The sequence below is a fragment of the Bacillus sp. BS3(2021) genome (assembly GCF_021043345.1).
GTDB lineage: Bacteria > Bacillota > Bacilli > Bacillales > Bacillaceae > Bacillus > Bacillus paralicheniformis.
This window is the reverse complement of the sequence record NZ_JAJNDM010000001.1, coordinates 816,107-832,314: the sequence shown is the minus strand read 5'-3', so window position 1 is coordinate 832,314 and position 16,208 is coordinate 816,107. Positions and strand designations below refer to the sequence as shown.

Genomic DNA, 16,208 nt, shown 5'->3' with positions numbered 1-16,208 from the left:
CTCTGCATGTCTGCAGAGGATCTCTGTTTAGACTTCGTGTGAATCATAGCGTTTTCCATTAATATACAGATTCGAAAAAACAGGGTCTTTCACATGTTTCAGTTCCATCGGAATATCGACGCCGTCGATCTCGGAATCAGTCACTTTCAGACCGGTGACTGGAGAATGATCGTACGCCAGCACCCTGATCCCGTATTGTCCGCCCATGCTTTCCAGCTGCTCAACATCAATGTTGCGGACGACGGGCTTGAAATCTCCGGCGTTCCCTTCTTCATATTCCATATCGATGGCGATCACTTCGCGCTTCAAGCTTTTGACCGTATTTTTGTGAAAGTAGATGTTTTCAAGAACACCGCCGCGCACCGAATTCGTTTTAATGCGGAGGGCTCTGTCCAAGTTCGGGCTGTCCATGAGGTTTCCCTCGGCGATGACATTCTTCACGCCGCCGGAAATTTCGCTTCCGATCGTGACCCCTCCATGCCCGTCTTTCATTTCGTTATGTTCAATGACAATGTTCTCCGATGGCATGTTGATCCTTCGTCCGTCGGCGTTTCTTCCCGATTTGACGGCGATGCAGTCATCTCCATTATCAAAATGGCAGCCCTTGATCACCACGTTTTTGCACGATTCCGGGTTGACTCCGTCGGTATTCGGACCGTGTCCGATGACCTTGATTCCGTCCACTGTCACATTCTCGCAAAGCACGGGATGAACTTGCCACATCGGCGAATTCAGCACGGTGACACCTTGAATCAAAATATCTTTGCAGCGATACGGCTGAATGAAGTTCGGCCGCAAATAATGCCCTTTTCCAAACTGCCGCTCAGTGACCGGGACACCGCGCTCAGCCATTTCAAACAAAGCATTTCGGTCTTTTTCCTGTGAAGACTGGCCGTTCGTTCCCCTTTTCCACGGCCACCAATGCTCGTCATCACCTTGGCCGTCAAGCGTGCCCTTTCCGGTTATTGCAATATTTTCGGCTTCGTAAGCATAGATGAGCGGTGAATAATTATAGAGCTCGACGCCTTCGAACCTCGTCAGCACAACGGGGAGATAATCTTCCGGGTTCTGACTGAATTTGATCACCGCTCCTTGTGCAAGATGAAGCTCCACATTGCTTTTCAGTCTGAGTGCACCGGAAAGAAACACGCCTTCAGGAACTGCTACTCTTCCACCGCCTGCTTTGTGGGCTTGATCAATCGCCTTCTGTATCGCTCCCGTCGCATCCTTTTTTCCGCTTCCGTCAGCCCCAAACGCTGTAACATCAAATGATCGATCAGGAAATACCGGAACCTTCAGCGTCTTTAGAATCTCGTCTTTTATTTTCTGCATACTCACGTTACCGCCCCCTTTACAATGTAACGCCTGTTTTAAATATCGCAAGCTCCCTGAAATCGTTTATCTCATTGTTCAGCTGCCTGCCGCCCGCGACTTCGATCAAATATGCTGTCAACTCTTTCAAAACGTCATCTTCTGACCGGTTTTCGAGCACCCTTCCCGCATTAAAATCGATCCAGTGGCGCTTCGCCTCATAAATCGCTGTATTTGTCGAAATTTTCATCGTCGGCACAAAGGTGCCAAAAGGCGTGCCCCGCCCTGTCGTAAATAAAACGATTTGACACCCTGCAGCGGCCAGTGCGGATGAAGCAACAAGGTCATTTCCCGGAGCGCTCAGCAGGTTCAACCCGTTCTTTTTCAAAACGTCCCCGTATTCCAGAACATCCGTCACCTTTGAAGTGCCGGCTTTTTGCGTACAGCCGAGCGACTTATCCTCTAATGTCGTAATGCCGCCTGCTTTGTTGCCCGGAGACGGGTTTTCATAGACGGGCTGCCTGTGATCGATAAAGTACTGTTTAAAATCGTTGATTAAGCGGACGATTTTATGAAACACTTCCTCATTTTCAGCCCGCTCCATCAAAAGCGTTTCCGCTCCAAACATTTCAGGCACTTCTGTCAAAACCGCCGTTCCCCCTTGGGCGATCAGAAAATCGGAGAGCCGGCCGAGCAGCGGATTTGCGGTAATGCCGGAAAATCCATCAGATCCGCCGCACTTCAAACCGATCTTCAGTTCAGAAAGCGGAACATCTTCACGCCGGTCACCTTTTGCATGCTCATAAATTTCTTTTAACAGTTTGACGCCTTCCGTGACTTCGTCTGATACTTCTTGAGAAAGCAGGAACTTGACCCGGCTGTGATCATAATCGCCGAGCGCTTCGCGGAATTCATGGATGCTGTTGTTTTCACAGCCAAGTCCCAGTACAAGGACACCGCCTGCATTCGGGTGTTTGACGGCATTCGCCAAAATCGTTCTCGTGTTGATATGATCATCGCCAAGCTGTGAACAGCCGTACTGATGCTTTAATACGTGAACGCTTTCAAAAGGGACGATAGAGCCGACCTCAGCTTTAAATTCTTTGATGATCAGCTCTGCAATGCCATTTACACAGCCGACAGTCGGTACGATCCATAGCTCGTTTCTGATTCCCGTTTTTCCGTCTTTTCGTTTAAAGCCTTTAAATGTGAGCGGTTCTTTTTGATAGCGGTTTTCCGTAAATTTCGGCTTGTAGCTGTATTCTTCGACACCGCCCAAATTCGTTTTCACATTTTTTGTATGCACCCACTCCCCCGTCTGAATCATGTCAGTGGCGTGCCCGATCGGAAAGCCGTATTTGATGACGTCTTCATTTTCAGCGATGTCTTTTAAAGCAAACTTATGGCCTTTCAAAATCGTTTCCTTGATCACGATGGTCCGTTCTCCTGCAGTGACCGTTTCACCGGTTTGCAATTCTCTTAACGCAATGCCGACATTATCTTGAGGATTGATCATCAAGCAGTCTTTCATCACATGTCCCCCAGCTCAGCCATTTGGCTGTTCATCATTTTTTTCAGCGCCTTCCTCATTCCCGTTTGTTTCATGTCCCTTAAATATTCAGCCGTCTTGTCCGTCAACCCGGAAACGTCGTTCAGGTTTTGCCCCCATACTTTTTCAAACCCGAGAACATGGAACGCGATGTTTGAAACGTCTGTCTCTTCTGTCCAGAGCCGTTTGAGAAAAGCCAGCACCTCATCGTCGTCAGACAGCGGAATGGCCTCATCTTCCCGTTTTCCTTGGTAAAAATAAATTAAAGCGCTTAAAGCAAATACGGTTCGAGCCGGAAGTTTGCCAGTTCGTTCCGCATATTCCATTAAGACGGGCAAATTTCTGACTTTGAATTTTGCAAAGGAATTTAAGGAAATATCGATCAGCTTGTGACGGATAAACGGGTTTTTAAAGCGGTCGAGAATCTCTTCCACATAGGCGTCAAGCTCACTGCCGGGCATATCGATCGTCTCGAGCACTTCACGCTGAATCAGCTCTTTCACAAATGATCCGATAAGTTCGTCATCAGCCGCTTCACGAACCGTCTCAAGGCCTGCCAAATAAGCGATCGGCGTCATCGCGGTATGGGCGCCGTTTAAGATTCTCACTTTTCTCACCCGGTACGGCGTCACATCTTTGACAAACTCGACATTCAGACCGGCCTCATGAAGCGGAAGCTCGTCTGGAAGCCATTTCGGCCCTTCAATCACGAACAAATGATACGGCTCCGCCGTCACCATCAGAGAATCGCGATAGCCGGCCGCGTCTTCAAGCCGGTGTGCATTTTCTTGCGGGAATCCCGGTACGATCCTGTCTACAAGCGTATTGCAAAACACATTTGACTCCTCAAGCCAATCGATGAACCCCTGTTCAAGCGCCCATTCGTTCGTATAGCGCAGCACAATCTCTTTCAGTTTTTTCCCGTTATCTTCAAGCAGCTCACACGGGAGGATCACCAGGCCTTTTTCCCTGCTTCCCTGAAAAGTCAGGTAGCGTCTGTATAACAGCGCAGTCAGCTTCCCCGGATAGCTCTTCTGCGGACGGTCGGACAGCCGGTCTTCCTCGATATATATGATGCCGGCCTCTGTCGTATTTGAAAAGACAAAGCGCAAATCCGGCAGATCGGCCAGCTTCATAAATTCATCATAGTGTTCATAGCTGCTGACGACTCTGCTGATTGTTGTAATGACAGCAGAATCGCGAACCTCCCGTCCTTCCCGGAAGCCTTCAAGATAAAGCGTGTAAAGCCCATCCTGTTCTTGAAAGGCCGTTACTGAGCCGCGGCGCGGAGGCACAACAACGGCGCTGCCGTTAAAATCGGTTTCTTCATTCAATCTATGAATCTGCCAGTCAATAAACCCCCTCATAAAGTTACCTTCCCCGATTTGCAAAATCCGTTCGGGACGGCTCGGCTTAGACCTTATCCGTTTGGACAGCCTCTCCATTTCAATTCCCTCCTCACTTTTGCACACGTTCACATTTTACAGCGCATCAAAAATGATGCTATAGATGCTTAACTGAATTGCGAATGATCAGCTCCGTGCCGATGAGCGTCTGCCTGCCTTCTGCCTGCGGATTTTCGATCAGTGACAACAGGCTTTCCGCACCAAGCATGCTGATTTTTTCCGTCGGTTTTTTTACCGTCGTCAATGACGGTGTCGTATACGCCGAAAATCCGCTATCGTCAAAGCCGATGATCGACATATCGTCAGGACAGCGTTTCCCGTTTGCATAAAGGGCGTTCATCGCGCCGATCGCCATATCATCATTGGCGCAAAACAGGGCTGTCGGAGGGTTCTTCAGCTTCAGCAGCGTTTCAGCCGCACGAAAGCCGCTTTGCATCGTATAATCACCTTGAACGAGGTATTCGCCGGGCATGTCAAGATTTGAGTCGCGAAGCGCTCGAAGAAAGCCTCCTTTTCTTTCTTGAGACGATTTAAAACTTTCTTTCCCCTGCACCATGGCGATCCGTCTGTGGCCGTTTTTGATCAAGTATGAAGCAGCGAGGAAAGCGCCCTCGTGTTCATTCGCCAAAATATTGACGACGGAGTGCCCTTCGATTTTTCTGTTCAGCACGACGACCGGAATATTCTGTTTGAGGACATGCTCAATAAAAGCCTGATCCTGTTCACTTTGGCTGATTAAAATCATGCCGTCATAGCGGTTGCGGTGAATGGATGACAAATCATGATAATCGTCAATCCCCCTGACAACCATATTATAGTTTTCATCGATCACCTTGTTGACGCCGCGCAGGATGTCTGCAAAGAAACTTGAAGACGTCCCGTCTGTCAGGCTTGTTAAAAACAGACCGATCGTAAAAGACTTTTGCGTAACAAGGCTTTTCGCATTAAAATTCGGTTTATAATTCATTTCGGCTGCGATGTCGAGTATTTTCTTTTTCGTGTTCTCTTTTATCAGCGGACTATTGTTCAGCGCTCTGGATACTGTGGTGTGCGATACATTCGCCAGCCTGGCGATATCTTTAATCGTTACTGACATTGTTTTTTTACCCGCCTTTTCTTGCTGTTGTTACCATCAGTTTACCATATCAAAAGCGCTTTTTAGAAAATGAAATTCCGCTATGGTCTCGCTTCGATTTCCGCGATCATTTCGGCATGCTTCTGATCTGTCAGACGGTACAGGTAGCCGAGAACGAGAATGGCCGCCGTCAGCGCCGCTGCAGGATACAAAAGGAGTATCGCTTTAATGCCGAGCAGCGTCCCCGCTTTTTGGGTCGCATTCGGCACATAGCCGATAATGCTGAGACCGATCCCCGACAGGAAGCCGGAGAGCGACTGAGCCAGCTTTCTCGAAAAGTTAAACAGCGAGTATACCGTTCCTTCTTTCCGTTCCCCTGTTCTCCACTCGCCATAATCGATCGCGTCTGATACAAATGCCCAGGTGATACCGTTCGGAATGCTGATGCCGATAAAGGCGATGCTGGCGAGAATCGTAAAAACAAAGACATTGCCCGGTACGAAAAAATTGATCAGATCCGCACAGACGGAAACCGCGAGCCCCAAAATAGCGGTATGCTTTTTCCCGAACAGCTTCACGAGCTTCGGCAGCATGATGACGCCGATAAAGGATGAGCCGATGATGATAAAGTTCATGTAGGCCATCAGTTCGGCGTTGCCGAGGTTATACTGCGCGAAATAAATCAGCATCGCAGATTTAAGGTTATAGGCTGAAATCGTAAAAATGGTCATGAATATAAGCGTAAGGAGCGGTTTATTCGTAAAAAACGTCTTTGATATTGCTTTGAATGTCACTTTTTCCTGTTTGTACTTCTCATCTTTTACGACAATCCGTTCCTGGCAGTTTCTATAGCAAATGTAGAAAAACAACACACCGAGAAAAGACATCAGCCCCATGACGACCGGATAGGCAACCGCAGGGTTGTCAAACCTGACGATCATCGGAATGACAACAATGCTCGTCACAAACAGGGCGCCCAGCGAGCCGGCCTGTCGAAAGGAAGCAAGCGAAGTCCGCTCCACCGAATTTTGCGTCATGGCCGCCCCGAGCGAGCCGTAAGGGATGTTGACAAAGGAATAGCCGAGGCCCCAAAGCATGTATGACGCATAAGCGTATATGAGTTTGCCCGTCGGTGACAGATTCGGCGAGATGAAGGTCAATATCGTCAAAATCGCGAGCACAAAGCTTCCATATAGCAAATACGGCCTGAATTTGCCTTTCGGCCCGATATTCTTCCTGTAGTCGATCGATGTTCCCACAATCGGATCGACAAAAGCGGCAAAAAGTTTGCTCACAAGAAAAATGCCTCCGGCCGCTGCCGCCGGAATACCGGCAACATCCGTAAAAAACTTCAAAAGATAGAGCTGTCCAAGGTCAAACATAAATCCGTTCCCAAAATCTCCAAAACCGTAAGAAACCTTTTCTTTTAAACTTAATTTCTCTTGAGTAGCGGCGACTGTTTCGGTTTGTTTGTTCGTCGATATTTCCATGAAAAAGCAGCTCCTCTGCTAGCCATTTTGTGACTCTAAGCTTTCAAACGATCTTTCACTTCAAACTGGAAATAGTGTTTTGCATTTTCGTAGCAGATCCCTTTGACGATCCGTCCCAGAAGCTCGATATCATCCGGCGCTTCTCCTTTTTCACCCCATGTGCCGATGACATCGCAGAGCAGGCGCCTGAAATATTCATGTCTTGTGTAGGAAAGAAAGCTGCGCGAATCAGTCAGCATACCGATAAAACGGCTTAATAGTCCGATGTTGGCGAGCGATTTCATTTGTTCGAGCATGCCGTCTTTCGTATCGTTGAACCACCAGGCGGTGCCATGCTGGATTTTCCCCGGTATCCGGCCGTCCTGGAAGCTTCCGCAAAGGCTTGAAATCACGACGTTGTCTCGCGGATTTAAAGAATACAAGATCGTTTTTGGCAGCGCGTCTTTTCGGTCAAGAGAATCAAGAAAGCTGCACAAAGGCTTTGCGATGTCCTGATCATTAATCGCATCATATCCCGTATCAGGCCCGAGCTTCCGGTACATTTTGCTGCTGTTGTTTCGGAGGGCGTTAATATGAAGCTGCATCGCCCAGCCCTTCTCCGCATAGCATGTTCCCAAATAGTGCAGGGTAAAGGATTTAAATTTGCACTCTTCCTCAGGCGAGGCGGCTTCTCCGTTCATCACCTTTGCAAAAATCGGACGCACTTCGCTTTCATCTGTTTCCGTGTACATCATTTGATTGATGGCATGATCCGATATCCGTCCGCCTAGTTCATGGAAAAAGTCAATTCTGTTTTTAAGCGCTTTCAAAAAATCGTCATAATTTCCTATCTTCATAGCGCTTGCTGCTTCAAGCTTGCTCACCCAGGCGGCAAAGCCTTCTTGATTGATTTCCAGCGCCTTGTCTGGCCTAAATCCGGGTAAAACGCTTACATAAAAGTCTTCATCTTTCAGCTTCATATGATATTCAAGACTGTCTGCCGGATCATCTGTCGTGACAACCGTTTCAACGTTTGATTTTTCAATCAAGTCTCTGGCGCCGAACCCTTCTCCGGTCAACTGTTCGTTCACCCGCTCCCAAATATGCGGCGCGCTCTTTTCATCAAGCCGTTCATCGATGCCGAAAAACCTTCTCAGTTCCAAATGGGTCCAATGATAAAGCGGGTTTCCGATCGTCATCGGAACCGTTCTTGCCCAGGCGCTGAATTTCTCTTCGTCTGACGCATCTCCTGTAATAAACTCTTCGGATATTCCATTGGCCCGCATGGCTCTCCACTTGTAATGATCCCCGTACAGCCACACTTCGGTCAGGTTTTTAAACGTTTTGTTTTCGTAAATTTCCTTTGGGCTCAAGTGGCAGTGGTAGTCGATGATCGGCATCCCTTTAGCATACTGGTGGTACAACACTTTCGACGTTTCATTCGTTAAAAGAAAATCGTCATTCAAAAACGGCTTCATAAAATCCCCACCTTTCTTTATTTAAATGTTAACGTGAACATTTCTTTTTGCAATACAATGTGAACGTTAACATTTAATCTTATTTTATACGAACCTCGCCTTCTTTTCCATTATTTTCTCAACATAAAAGAAGCCTAAAGGCAATAACCTTTGGCTTCTTCTTTTTCATACCGCTTATTTGGCGGCTTTAGGGTTTTTCTTAAATTCCATCGTAATTTCCGTCCCGCGGCCTGTCCGGCTGTCAACGGCGATGCAGCCGTCGTGAAGGTGGACAAGTTCCAAAGAAATCGCAAGGCCGAGACCGCTTCCTTCTGTCGCATCTTTTGTATGCGTTCCTCTATAGTATCGGTTAAATAAATTTGAGACGGTTTCCGAGTCCATGCCTCTTCCGTTGTCTTGAATTTTAAGAATAATATATTGCTTGGTTTCTTCAAGGATCACCTTGATGTCAGTGCCTTTTTTGTTATGCTTGACGGCGTTGGCGAGAAGGTTTTCCAAGACTCTTCTGAACCAGCCTCTGTCTATCGCAAACTCGGTATCTTCTTGCGTATATTCAAAAGAAACGTTGTACCCCTCCGAAAACGAATGGCGCTTAAACTCTTCAACGAAGCTTTTCAAAAACGGCACAAGCCTTACTGTCTGGCGTTTAATCGGCAAGGCGTCGTTTTTCAGCCTGTACGTCAAGTTCAGGTCTTCGATGAGCTGTGACATGTAGTCCGATTTTTCTTTCATTGCCTGGCCGATTTCACGGATTTCTTCTTTTGACCACTCATAGTTTGGAGACTCCAGCATCATGCTGTAGCCGTAAATCGTGCTGAGCGGCGTTTTTAAATCATGGGAGAGCCCCGCGATCCATTCCTCCCGAGTCGTTTGGATTTTCTTGCGGCTTTGTTCGTCTTTTTTCAGCGTTTCCGTCAGCTGCTCCATCGATTCAAACACTTCTGTGAACAACCGGTACGGCTGTTTTCGCTTCCCTTTTTTGTTCCGGCTTTGCGGGCGGCCTTTCCGATTTCTCGGCTCTTCAAATCGCCCTTTTGAAAGGTTGACGATCCATTTAATCGTATGGATGATCGGCATGCCGAATCTAAAAGAATACCAAATCGTCATGGAAGACATCAATACGATCAGAACGCCGATCACGAGCAGAACGATTTTTAAAGCGAGCCCGATCATCGTCCTGTTGAACTCATGATCCGGATTATAAATCGGGTTCGGGGTAGCGGCGATCAGCCATTCTGTCGCGCTTAAACGCCTGTATGAAAACTCGTGCTCGTAGTTCCATGGCTTTGATCCGTATTTTAAAAGTTCCAGCTCAGTGATGCCCTGGCTGTAATCTATGTCCTGATAGAGCGAGTTCAACATTTTCCCTTTTTCGCTGAACAGATAAACCGATCCTTTGTTTTTCTTAATGAAATCAAGCGTGCTTTTTTTATAGGAAGAAAGGTCCGCCATATCCTTCTCTTCCTTTTCCAAATAGGACAGGATCGTATCGCTTTTCGACTCCCATCCGAATAGAATCACGTAGTCTTCACCATTGAAATTGGCAGACCAGAAGTTGACTTGATATTTTTTGATTCTTTTTTTGTCAAAGACTGATACGAGGTCTTCCCTGTGGTACTCCCTCTGAATTTCCGAAGGAAGGCGGTAGGAATAAACGGTTTTCTCCTTACCGTCTAATATTTGAAGCCAGCCTCCCTGTTTGTCGATAGCCGATTTCAAGATATCTTCAATCTGCCAATTGTTATTGTCATCCACACTGACCCAGCTTTCAAACGTGTCTGATGTGGCTTTTGCCAAGCCTGTATCCGCTTCGCTCTCGCTTAACCGGAGAGCGAAAAAGATGAAGGATAACAGCAGAGTGGCGAGGACAAGACCGAGAATCAGGAAAATCTGGCTGACAAAATGGAGAACGAGCTTTCCTCTCAGCTTCATCCTTCGCTCTCTTTTCTTGCAGGATTGGGAACGAACTTATAGCCAAGACCGCGAATCGTGACGATATATTCGGGGCTGCTCGGGTCTTTTTCGATTTTCTCCCTCAGTTTTCTGATATGTACCATAACGGTGTTGCTGTCTCCGTAAGATGGAACGCCCCACACTTTTTCATAAATTTGGTCCTTGGAAAGCACTCTGTTCGGATGATCGCAAAAATATTGCAGAAGCTGGAGAAGCTGTGCGGAGCAGCTGACCGTTTCTCCGTCCACGATCAGCTCCGCAAAATCGGGATGAAATGTAAACCGTTCATATTCGTAGGCTGAAGATACCGAAGCAGCTGCGACTTCTTTATGTATATACGTTCTTTTTAAATGCGCTTTAATCCTGGCAATTAACTCCAGAGGATTAAAAGGTTTTGTAATATAATCATCGGCTCCGTAGGCAAAACCTGACAGTTTATCGAGGTCCGATGTCTTCGCCGTTAAAAAGAAGATCGGGGCGTTGGTGTGCCGTCTGATTTCAGGGGATACATCAAATCCTGTCTGTCCCGGCATCATGACATCGAGAAGTATTAAGTGCACGGTATCCTTTTTCACGATGTCGAGCGCTTCTTCTGCGCTGCTCGCGGTCAGCACTTCTGAAAATCCTTCCTTCGTGAGGACGCGCTTGACCATTTGAACAATGGCGTCTTCGTCATCCACAATCAAAATTGTCGCATTTTCCAAAATCCTTCTTTCCTTTCTGTCTATATCATGTTTTGATATCCTCATCTTACCATCTATTATATCTTTATCGGCACCCGTTTTCTGATTTTAAAGTAAAAATAAACTTTTTTAGAAATGATTTTTTACTTTACGAAATCATGGAATAAAAAAACAGACATCGTCTGATGTCTGTCAGCCGGTTGCCAGCCTCTGATCCTCTTCTTTTTTCAATAGATCATAAGTCAGGCACACCGGTTTTCCTGTGCGCGGGTCTAAAATAATTTCCGCATCAATCTGAAACACTTTTTTCAATACCTCTGATGTCATGACTTCATGTGGAGCGCCCTCTTTGACAATTGCACCGGAGTTCAGCGCCACCATGTGATGGGCAAAGCGGGCGGCATGGTTGAGGTCGTGAATGACCATCAAAATCGTTCGGCCTTCTTCTTTGTTGAGCTTTTCCAGCAGTTGCAGAATTTCAAGCTGGTGCGCCAAGTCCAAATAGGTTGTCGGTTCGTCGAGCAGCAAGAGCTCCGTTTCCTGGGCAAGAGCCATCGCAATCCAGACGCGCTGGCGCTGTCCCCCGGAAAGGGCTTCGATCGGCCGGTCATAAAAAGGCAGCATTCCTGTCACTTCGAGAGACCATTCAACCATGCGGCGGTCATCGGCCGAGAGCCTGCCCATTCCCTTTTGATGAGGAAAACGGCCGTAAGAAACGAGCTCATATACGGTCAGACCGCCTGGCGCCTCAGGGGTCTGCGGAAGAATCGCCATCTGTTTGGCTATATCTTTCGTCGACATTTGGTGGATCGCTTTGCCGTTTAAATAAACGGCGCCCGTTCTAGAACGCTGTATGCGTGCCATCGTTTTTAATATGGTTGACTTGCCGCACCCGTTCGGACCGATCATGGTCGTCACTTTTCCTTTTGGTATGTGGAGGTTTAAGCTTTCGACTATCATCTGTTCTCCGTAGCCGATTCCCAGGTTGTTTGTTGAAAGAGACACCTTGCACCCTTCCCTTCTTTAATTTGTTTTCATGAGCAAATAGATAAAGTACGGCGCGCCTAAAGCGGCAATGACTAACCCTACGGGAATTTCCGAAGGCGCCAGTATCATCCTTCCGATTAAATCCGCCAGCAAAAAGAGCAATGCTCCGGTCAACGCGGAAGCCGGGATTAAAAGCTGATGCTTCGGCCCGACAAGCCTTCTGGCAATATGCGGAGCCACAAGACCGAGAAACGTAATATTCCCTCCAGCCGCTACACACGCGCCGCTCAGCGCGGCTGCCGACAGAAGCAGTATGCGCCGCTCCTTTTCAACTGCCGTTCCAAGCCCTGTTGCGAGCTGATCACCGAGATTCAGCACGTTTAAATAGCGCGCTTTGTAGAGAATAAAAGGAAGCAGCACGACAATCCAGGGCAGCACGGCCGAGACAAAGCTCCAGTTTGAACTCCATATATTTCCTGACAGCCAAACAGCCGCCTGCATAAAGTCATTCGGGTCCATTTTCAGCTGCAGCATTAAGATGGCCGCCGAAAACGCCGCATTCACTCCGATGCCGACCAGAACGAGGCGAATGGGATTCAAGCCTTTTTTCCACGCCAGCAAATAGATGGAAACGACTGCAAAGCAGGCTCCCAAAAATGCAAAAATCGGCAGGGAAAAAACGAATCCTTTTTGCAGATTTCCAACATCCCCCTGAAAATAAAAGATGAACAGCACAACGGCAAAACCTGCTCCCGTATTGATGCCCAATATCCCCGGATCGGCCAGGTCATTCCGCGATATCCCCTGCCAGACGGCTCCGGAGACAGCAACTCCCGCACCGATCAGCATGGCGAGGACCATGCGCGGCAAACGGAATTCAAATAATACAAGTTCATCCTGCGGCGTTCCGAAACCGAACAGTGTTTTCAATGTATCAAGCGGGGCGATGCGGATTTCTCCCATGTTCATGCTTAGTAAAAACACGGCGACCGTCAGCACGGCCATGACGAGCATCACCGCAGCCGCCCGTCTGCTGTTTTTCTTGAGCATTACAGTCCACTCCTTTCCCTGCGGGCCAGATAGAGAAAGAATGGTACGCCGACAAGCGCCGTGACTGCTCCGACAGGTGTTTCGAACGGCGGATTGACCAGCCTTGCCGCAATATCCGCATAGATCAGCAGGACGGCGCCAAGCACCGCTGAGCATGGAATGATCCAGCGGTAATCAACCCCGACCAGAAAGCGGGTAATATGCGGAATGATCAATCCGATAAAACCGATTGCCCCGGCAACGGACACAGCGGCACCCGTCAGCAGAACAACCGACACGATTCCGATCGCTTTCACCGTCTTCGTATATTGCCCGAGCCCTTTCGCCAGCTCCTCTCCCAAACTTAGAACCGTAATGGAACGGGCGATGACAAAAACGACGGCCAAACCGAGCGCTGCCGCCGGAACCAACAACTGAATGCTGAGCCATTTCGTGCCAGCGACACCTCCGGCATACCAAAAACTGACGTCGCGCGCCACATCAAAATGGATCGCAATGCTCGTAGAAAGAGCGCTCAGAAACGTGCCGACAGCCGTACCGGCCAAAGCCAGCTTTACAGGCGTAAGACCGCCTTTTGAAAACATTCCGATCGCAAAAACGAGTCCCGCTCCGAGACCCGCGCCGGCAAACGACCAGATCATCAGCCCGACCGATGAGGTTCCCGGAAAAAAAGCAAACGCGACAGCAATTGCGAAAGCTGACCCGTGCGTGACGCTCATAATTTCCGGCGATGCGAGAGGGTTTCTCGTCATCCCCTGCATCACGGCTCCGGAAACCGCCAAGCAGGCGCCCACAAGAGCCGCACTTACCGTCCTTGGCAGTCTGAGTTCCTGAATAATTTGATGGGCCGTATTTTTCGCATCAAAATGAAAAATGGCGTCCCAAACCGTTCCAAGCTTTATATCAGCCGCACCGAGCGCAATCGATAATGCGGCGCCAAACAGCAGTAGCATGATTCCGCCGGCCAGGACAAAAACAGCTCCGAGCGGACGGCTGATCGGTTTCTGTTCTCCATCAGGGCCATCCGCGCTGTTGATACGATGTATGTTTTTGTAAGAGCTCACTCGATGCCATTCCTTTCGATCTTTTTAACCGATAACGATTATCATTTTCATTTTATAGTATAACAGGCCTAAGCGGAAATTTTAATCAAAAATTTCGGCGGGAATCAAAAAGCCAGCCGATCTTCTGCTAAAAGACCCGGCTGGCAAAGAACTTTATCACACTTGATTATTTTTGAACTTTTTGTAGACGAACGGGTAGATCGCAAGACCGACGAAAAACAGCCCGATTCCCAAGATAAAGGTGGTTAAGTCAGACGTACCTGAAACGATGACCCATAAAGAATACACCAGAGCAGCCAAAGCGATGATGCCGTCCCCTGTTCTTGAACCTTTCAGTTCGCCGTATGTCTCCCCTTTGAGGATGAGCTTCAAGCTGAAAACAGCCGCCACAAGATAAGGCACAAGGTAAGCGAGCGTCGCCGACGTTGTTAAAAACGTAAAGGCCTCGCTGATCGTTCCCGAAACCGTTGAGAAAATAAAGATCTGCGACATCACGTTTGTGACGATCAATGAATTAACCGGGCTTCCCTTTTTGTTCGTTTTCGCAAAGAAAGCAGGAAAATCACCGGCCTTTGCCGCCTGATACGGAACCTCTGCGCCGATTAAAATCCAGCCGAGCATCGATCCGAACAAAGAAACGATTGCCAAGACCGCCATAATTACGCTGCCAAAGCTGCCGATGATCACGTGCAGCACATCAACGAACGGTTTATCCGATGCTTGGAGCTGATCGTGCGGGATGACGCCCATCGTTATTAAAGTAATGACCATATAAATGCCGAGCGCAATTAACAGTCCGGTAATCGTCGCGCGTTTGACATCGCGCTGGGATGATGCGCGCCCTGATAAGATTACCGCAGACTCGATGCCGACAAACGCCCACAGCGTTGAAATCGCCGCATTGTGAACCTGTCCGCCCAGCCCAATACTTTTGCCTTCTGATTCGATTGGAAAATAAAATGATTCGAATAAAGCCGTCTGAAAAACGAACAAACCTGCAACAATAAACAGGACAAACCCAAGCACTTTTGAAAAAGTTGCTAAAAAGTTCAGTTTGCCCGCTCCATTTATGCTGGAGACTAAGATGAAATGCGTCCCCCATAACAAAATTGTACATACGATAAATGTCAAGAGCTGGCCGAGTGTAACGGGGTGGCCGCCGAGTTCAATCAGCTCGCGTCCGTCAGTTAAGATCGGCAGGAAAGTCGTCAAATAGCCTGCAAGGCTTGTAATGATGGCCACGTTGCTGATCCAGCTTGCCACCCAATACCCCCATACCATTGTAAAACCTGCCGCATTCCCTTTTTTAGGGTCTGAGAATAAAGCTCTTGCATAGCTTTGCGGACCTGCTTTAAGATCCGGGCGGCGAATCGATAAATGACCGAATACAAGGGCGATCATCAGCACCCCCGCACCCGTCACCAGCCATGCCGCCGTTACGCCGAACGGGCTTGCCGTCTGGGCGAGTGTGCTGGGGAGCATAAAAATCCCTGAGCCGACCATATTGCCGACAACAAAAGCGGTAAGAAGCCAGAAGCCCCATTTTTTTGTCTGTTCCATAAGATATAACCTCCGAGCATTTTATAAAAAATATGCCGGACCAGACCGTGAGATCATTCAAAATAAAAAAAGCATGAACAAAAGTCCATGCTTTGGTTAAACATACACTCTTGATCTCCGGATAGCCCTCCGCGGGGAAACCCGCGGCAGTCCTGCACTTATTCAATGCAGACCCAGCATAAAGAATGAATGGCTTCCTTATGCTTCGGCGCTGATGCCTTTTGCATATGATCATCGGCCCCATCAGCCTCACACATGCGACTCATCATCCGCGCAACCTCTACCTCACTAAGAGTTAAGAGTGAGGATTTATCACATATTCTGAAAAGAGGTTACCAGAGAAATTTTAATCTGTCAAAGGGAAGTGATGGAAAAACGGACAGCCGCGCCAAAAGGCCGCCTGTTTCGGCAGCCTTCTGCAGAATGGAAGACGGCGCTTCCATCTGTCATTTATCGGTTGTTTTTCTTTTTGTTGACCGCCTCTTGCAAAGGGTCTCCTTTCAGCGCTTGTCCTGCATCTTCAAGCGCCCCCCGAACGGCGTTTTGGTCCTTTTCCTTATTTCCTCTATCTTTATTGAAGAAAATACCCAAATGAATCACCTCTTTAAAAATGTGGTACAATT

13 protein-coding genes and 1 riboswitch are annotated in these 16,208 nt (G+C 48.1%); all 13 genes read right to left on the bottom strand.

Annotated features, from left to right (window positions below; genetic code table 11):
• Nucleotides 1-27 precede the first annotated feature (27 nt).
• Nucleotides 28-1,338 (bottom strand): glycoside hydrolase family 28 protein, encoded by a 1,311-nt coding sequence (locus LQ247_RS04050; protein ID WP_331000498.1) that lies wholly within the window; start codon nt 1,336-1,338, stop codon nt 28-30.
• 13 nt (nt 1,339-1,351) lie between these two features.
• On the bottom strand, nt 1,352-2,842 hold the full coding sequence (locus tag LQ247_RS04045) for a UxaA family hydrolase (RefSeq protein WP_095292250.1): 1,491 nt from the start codon (nt 2,840-2,842) through the stop codon (nt 1,352-1,354).
• Nucleotides 2,842-4,305 (bottom strand): tagaturonate reductase, encoded by a 1,464-nt coding sequence (locus LQ247_RS04040; RefSeq protein WP_231005600.1) that lies wholly within the window; start codon nt 4,303-4,305, stop codon nt 2,842-2,844. Before LQ247_RS04040 ends, LQ247_RS04045 begins: the two co-directional genes overlap by 1 nt.
• A gap of 58 nt (nt 4,306-4,363) precedes the next feature.
• Nucleotides 4,364-5,362, bottom strand: coding sequence for a LacI family DNA-binding transcriptional regulator (locus LQ247_RS04035; protein ID WP_020452919.1), 999 nt, complete (start codon nt 5,360-5,362; stop codon nt 4,364-4,366).
• Nucleotides 5,363-5,442: 80 nt separating this feature from the next.
• A complete protein-coding gene (locus LQ247_RS04030) occupies nt 5,443-6,831 on the bottom strand; it encodes a glycoside-pentoside-hexuronide (GPH):cation symporter (RefSeq protein WP_079289215.1) in 1,389 nt (462 codons plus the stop codon).
• A 35-nt stretch (nt 6,832-6,866) separates the two neighbouring features.
• Entirely contained in the window at nt 6,867-8,288 is a 1,422-nt protein-coding gene (uxaC, locus tag LQ247_RS04025; RefSeq protein WP_231005599.1) for a glucuronate isomerase, read from the bottom strand.
• A gap of 174 nt (nt 8,289-8,462) precedes the next feature.
• A complete protein-coding gene (locus LQ247_RS04020; protein ID WP_216919539.1) occupies nt 8,463-10,220 on the bottom strand; it encodes a sensor histidine kinase in 1,758 nt (585 codons plus the stop codon).
• Nucleotides 10,217-10,945 carry a response regulator transcription factor gene (locus tag LQ247_RS04015; protein WP_020452923.1) on the bottom strand — a complete coding sequence of 243 codons (729 nt, stop codon included), beginning with the start codon at nt 10,943-10,945 and terminating at the stop codon, nt 10,217-10,219. The genes LQ247_RS04020 and LQ247_RS04015 overlap by 4 nt, the downstream gene beginning before the upstream one ends.
• A 171-nt stretch (nt 10,946-11,116) precedes the next feature.
• The gene (locus LQ247_RS04010; RefSeq protein ID WP_043054605.1) at nt 11,117-11,884 is read right to left on the bottom strand and encodes an ABC transporter ATP-binding protein; all 768 of its coding nucleotides are present in this window, start codon (nt 11,882-11,884) and stop codon (nt 11,117-11,119) included.
• 63 nt (nt 11,885-11,947) lie between these two features.
• Nucleotides 11,948-12,961 carry a FecCD family ABC transporter permease gene (locus LQ247_RS04005; RefSeq protein ID WP_026580101.1) on the bottom strand — a complete coding sequence of 338 codons (1,014 nt, stop codon included), beginning with the start codon at nt 12,959-12,961 and terminating at the stop codon, nt 11,948-11,950.
• On the bottom strand, nt 12,961-14,025 hold the full coding sequence (locus tag LQ247_RS04000) for a FecCD family ABC transporter permease (RefSeq protein ID WP_161517374.1): 1,065 nt from the start codon (nt 14,023-14,025) through the stop codon (nt 12,961-12,963). The genes LQ247_RS04005 and LQ247_RS04000 overlap by 1 nt, the downstream gene beginning before the upstream one ends.
• A gap of 156 nt (nt 14,026-14,181) precedes the next feature.
• Nucleotides 14,182-15,585: an amino acid permease gene (locus LQ247_RS03995; protein WP_020452927.1), complete on the bottom strand. Its 1,404-nt coding sequence runs from the start codon at nt 15,583-15,585 to the stop codon at nt 14,182-14,184.
• A 114-nt stretch (nt 15,586-15,699) separates the two neighbouring features.
• Nucleotides 15,700-15,876, bottom strand: a riboswitch (Lysine riboswitch).
• A 159-nt stretch (nt 15,877-16,035) separates the two neighbouring features.
• Nucleotides 16,036-16,176 carry a small acid-soluble spore protein SspJ gene (gene sspJ / locus LQ247_RS03990; protein WP_003185183.1) on the bottom strand — a complete coding sequence of 47 codons (141 nt, stop codon included), beginning with the start codon at nt 16,174-16,176 and terminating at the stop codon, nt 16,036-16,038.
• Nucleotides 16,177-16,208: the final 32 nt, after the last annotated feature.

Excerpts from the sequence above, each read along its gene's own strand:
- LQ247_RS04045 (WP_095292250.1), bottom strand. The coding sequence starts at position 2,842 with ATGAAAGACTGCTTGATGATCAATCCTCAAGATAATGTCGGCATTGCG.
- LQ247_RS04040 (WP_231005600.1), bottom strand. The coding sequence starts at position 4,305 with ATGGAGAGGCTGTCCAAACGGATAAGGTCTAAGCCGAGCCGTCCCGAA.
- LQ247_RS04035 (WP_020452919.1), bottom strand. The coding sequence starts at position 5,362 with ATGTCAGTAACGATTAAAGATATCGCCAGGCTGGCGAATGTATCGCAC.
- LQ247_RS04030 (WP_079289215.1), bottom strand. The coding sequence starts at position 6,831 with ATGGAAATATCGACGAACAAACAAACCGAAACAGTCGCCGCTACTCAA.
- uxaC (WP_231005599.1), bottom strand. The coding sequence starts at position 8,288 with ATGAAGCCGTTTTTGAATGACGATTTTCTTTTAACGAATGAAACGTCG.
- LQ247_RS04020 (WP_216919539.1), bottom strand. The coding sequence starts at position 10,220 with ATGAAGCTGAGAGGAAAGCTCGTTCTCCATTTTGTCAGCCAGATTTTC.
- LQ247_RS04010 (WP_043054605.1), bottom strand. The coding sequence starts at position 11,884 with ATGATAGTCGAAAGCTTAAACCTCCACATACCAAAAGGAAAAGTGACG.
- LQ247_RS04005 (WP_026580101.1), bottom strand. The coding sequence starts at position 12,961 with ATGCTCAAGAAAAACAGCAGACGGGCGGCTGCGGTGATGCTCGTCATG.
- LQ247_RS03995 (WP_020452927.1), bottom strand. The coding sequence starts at position 15,585 with ATGGAACAGACAAAAAAATGGGGCTTCTGGCTTCTTACCGCTTTTGTT.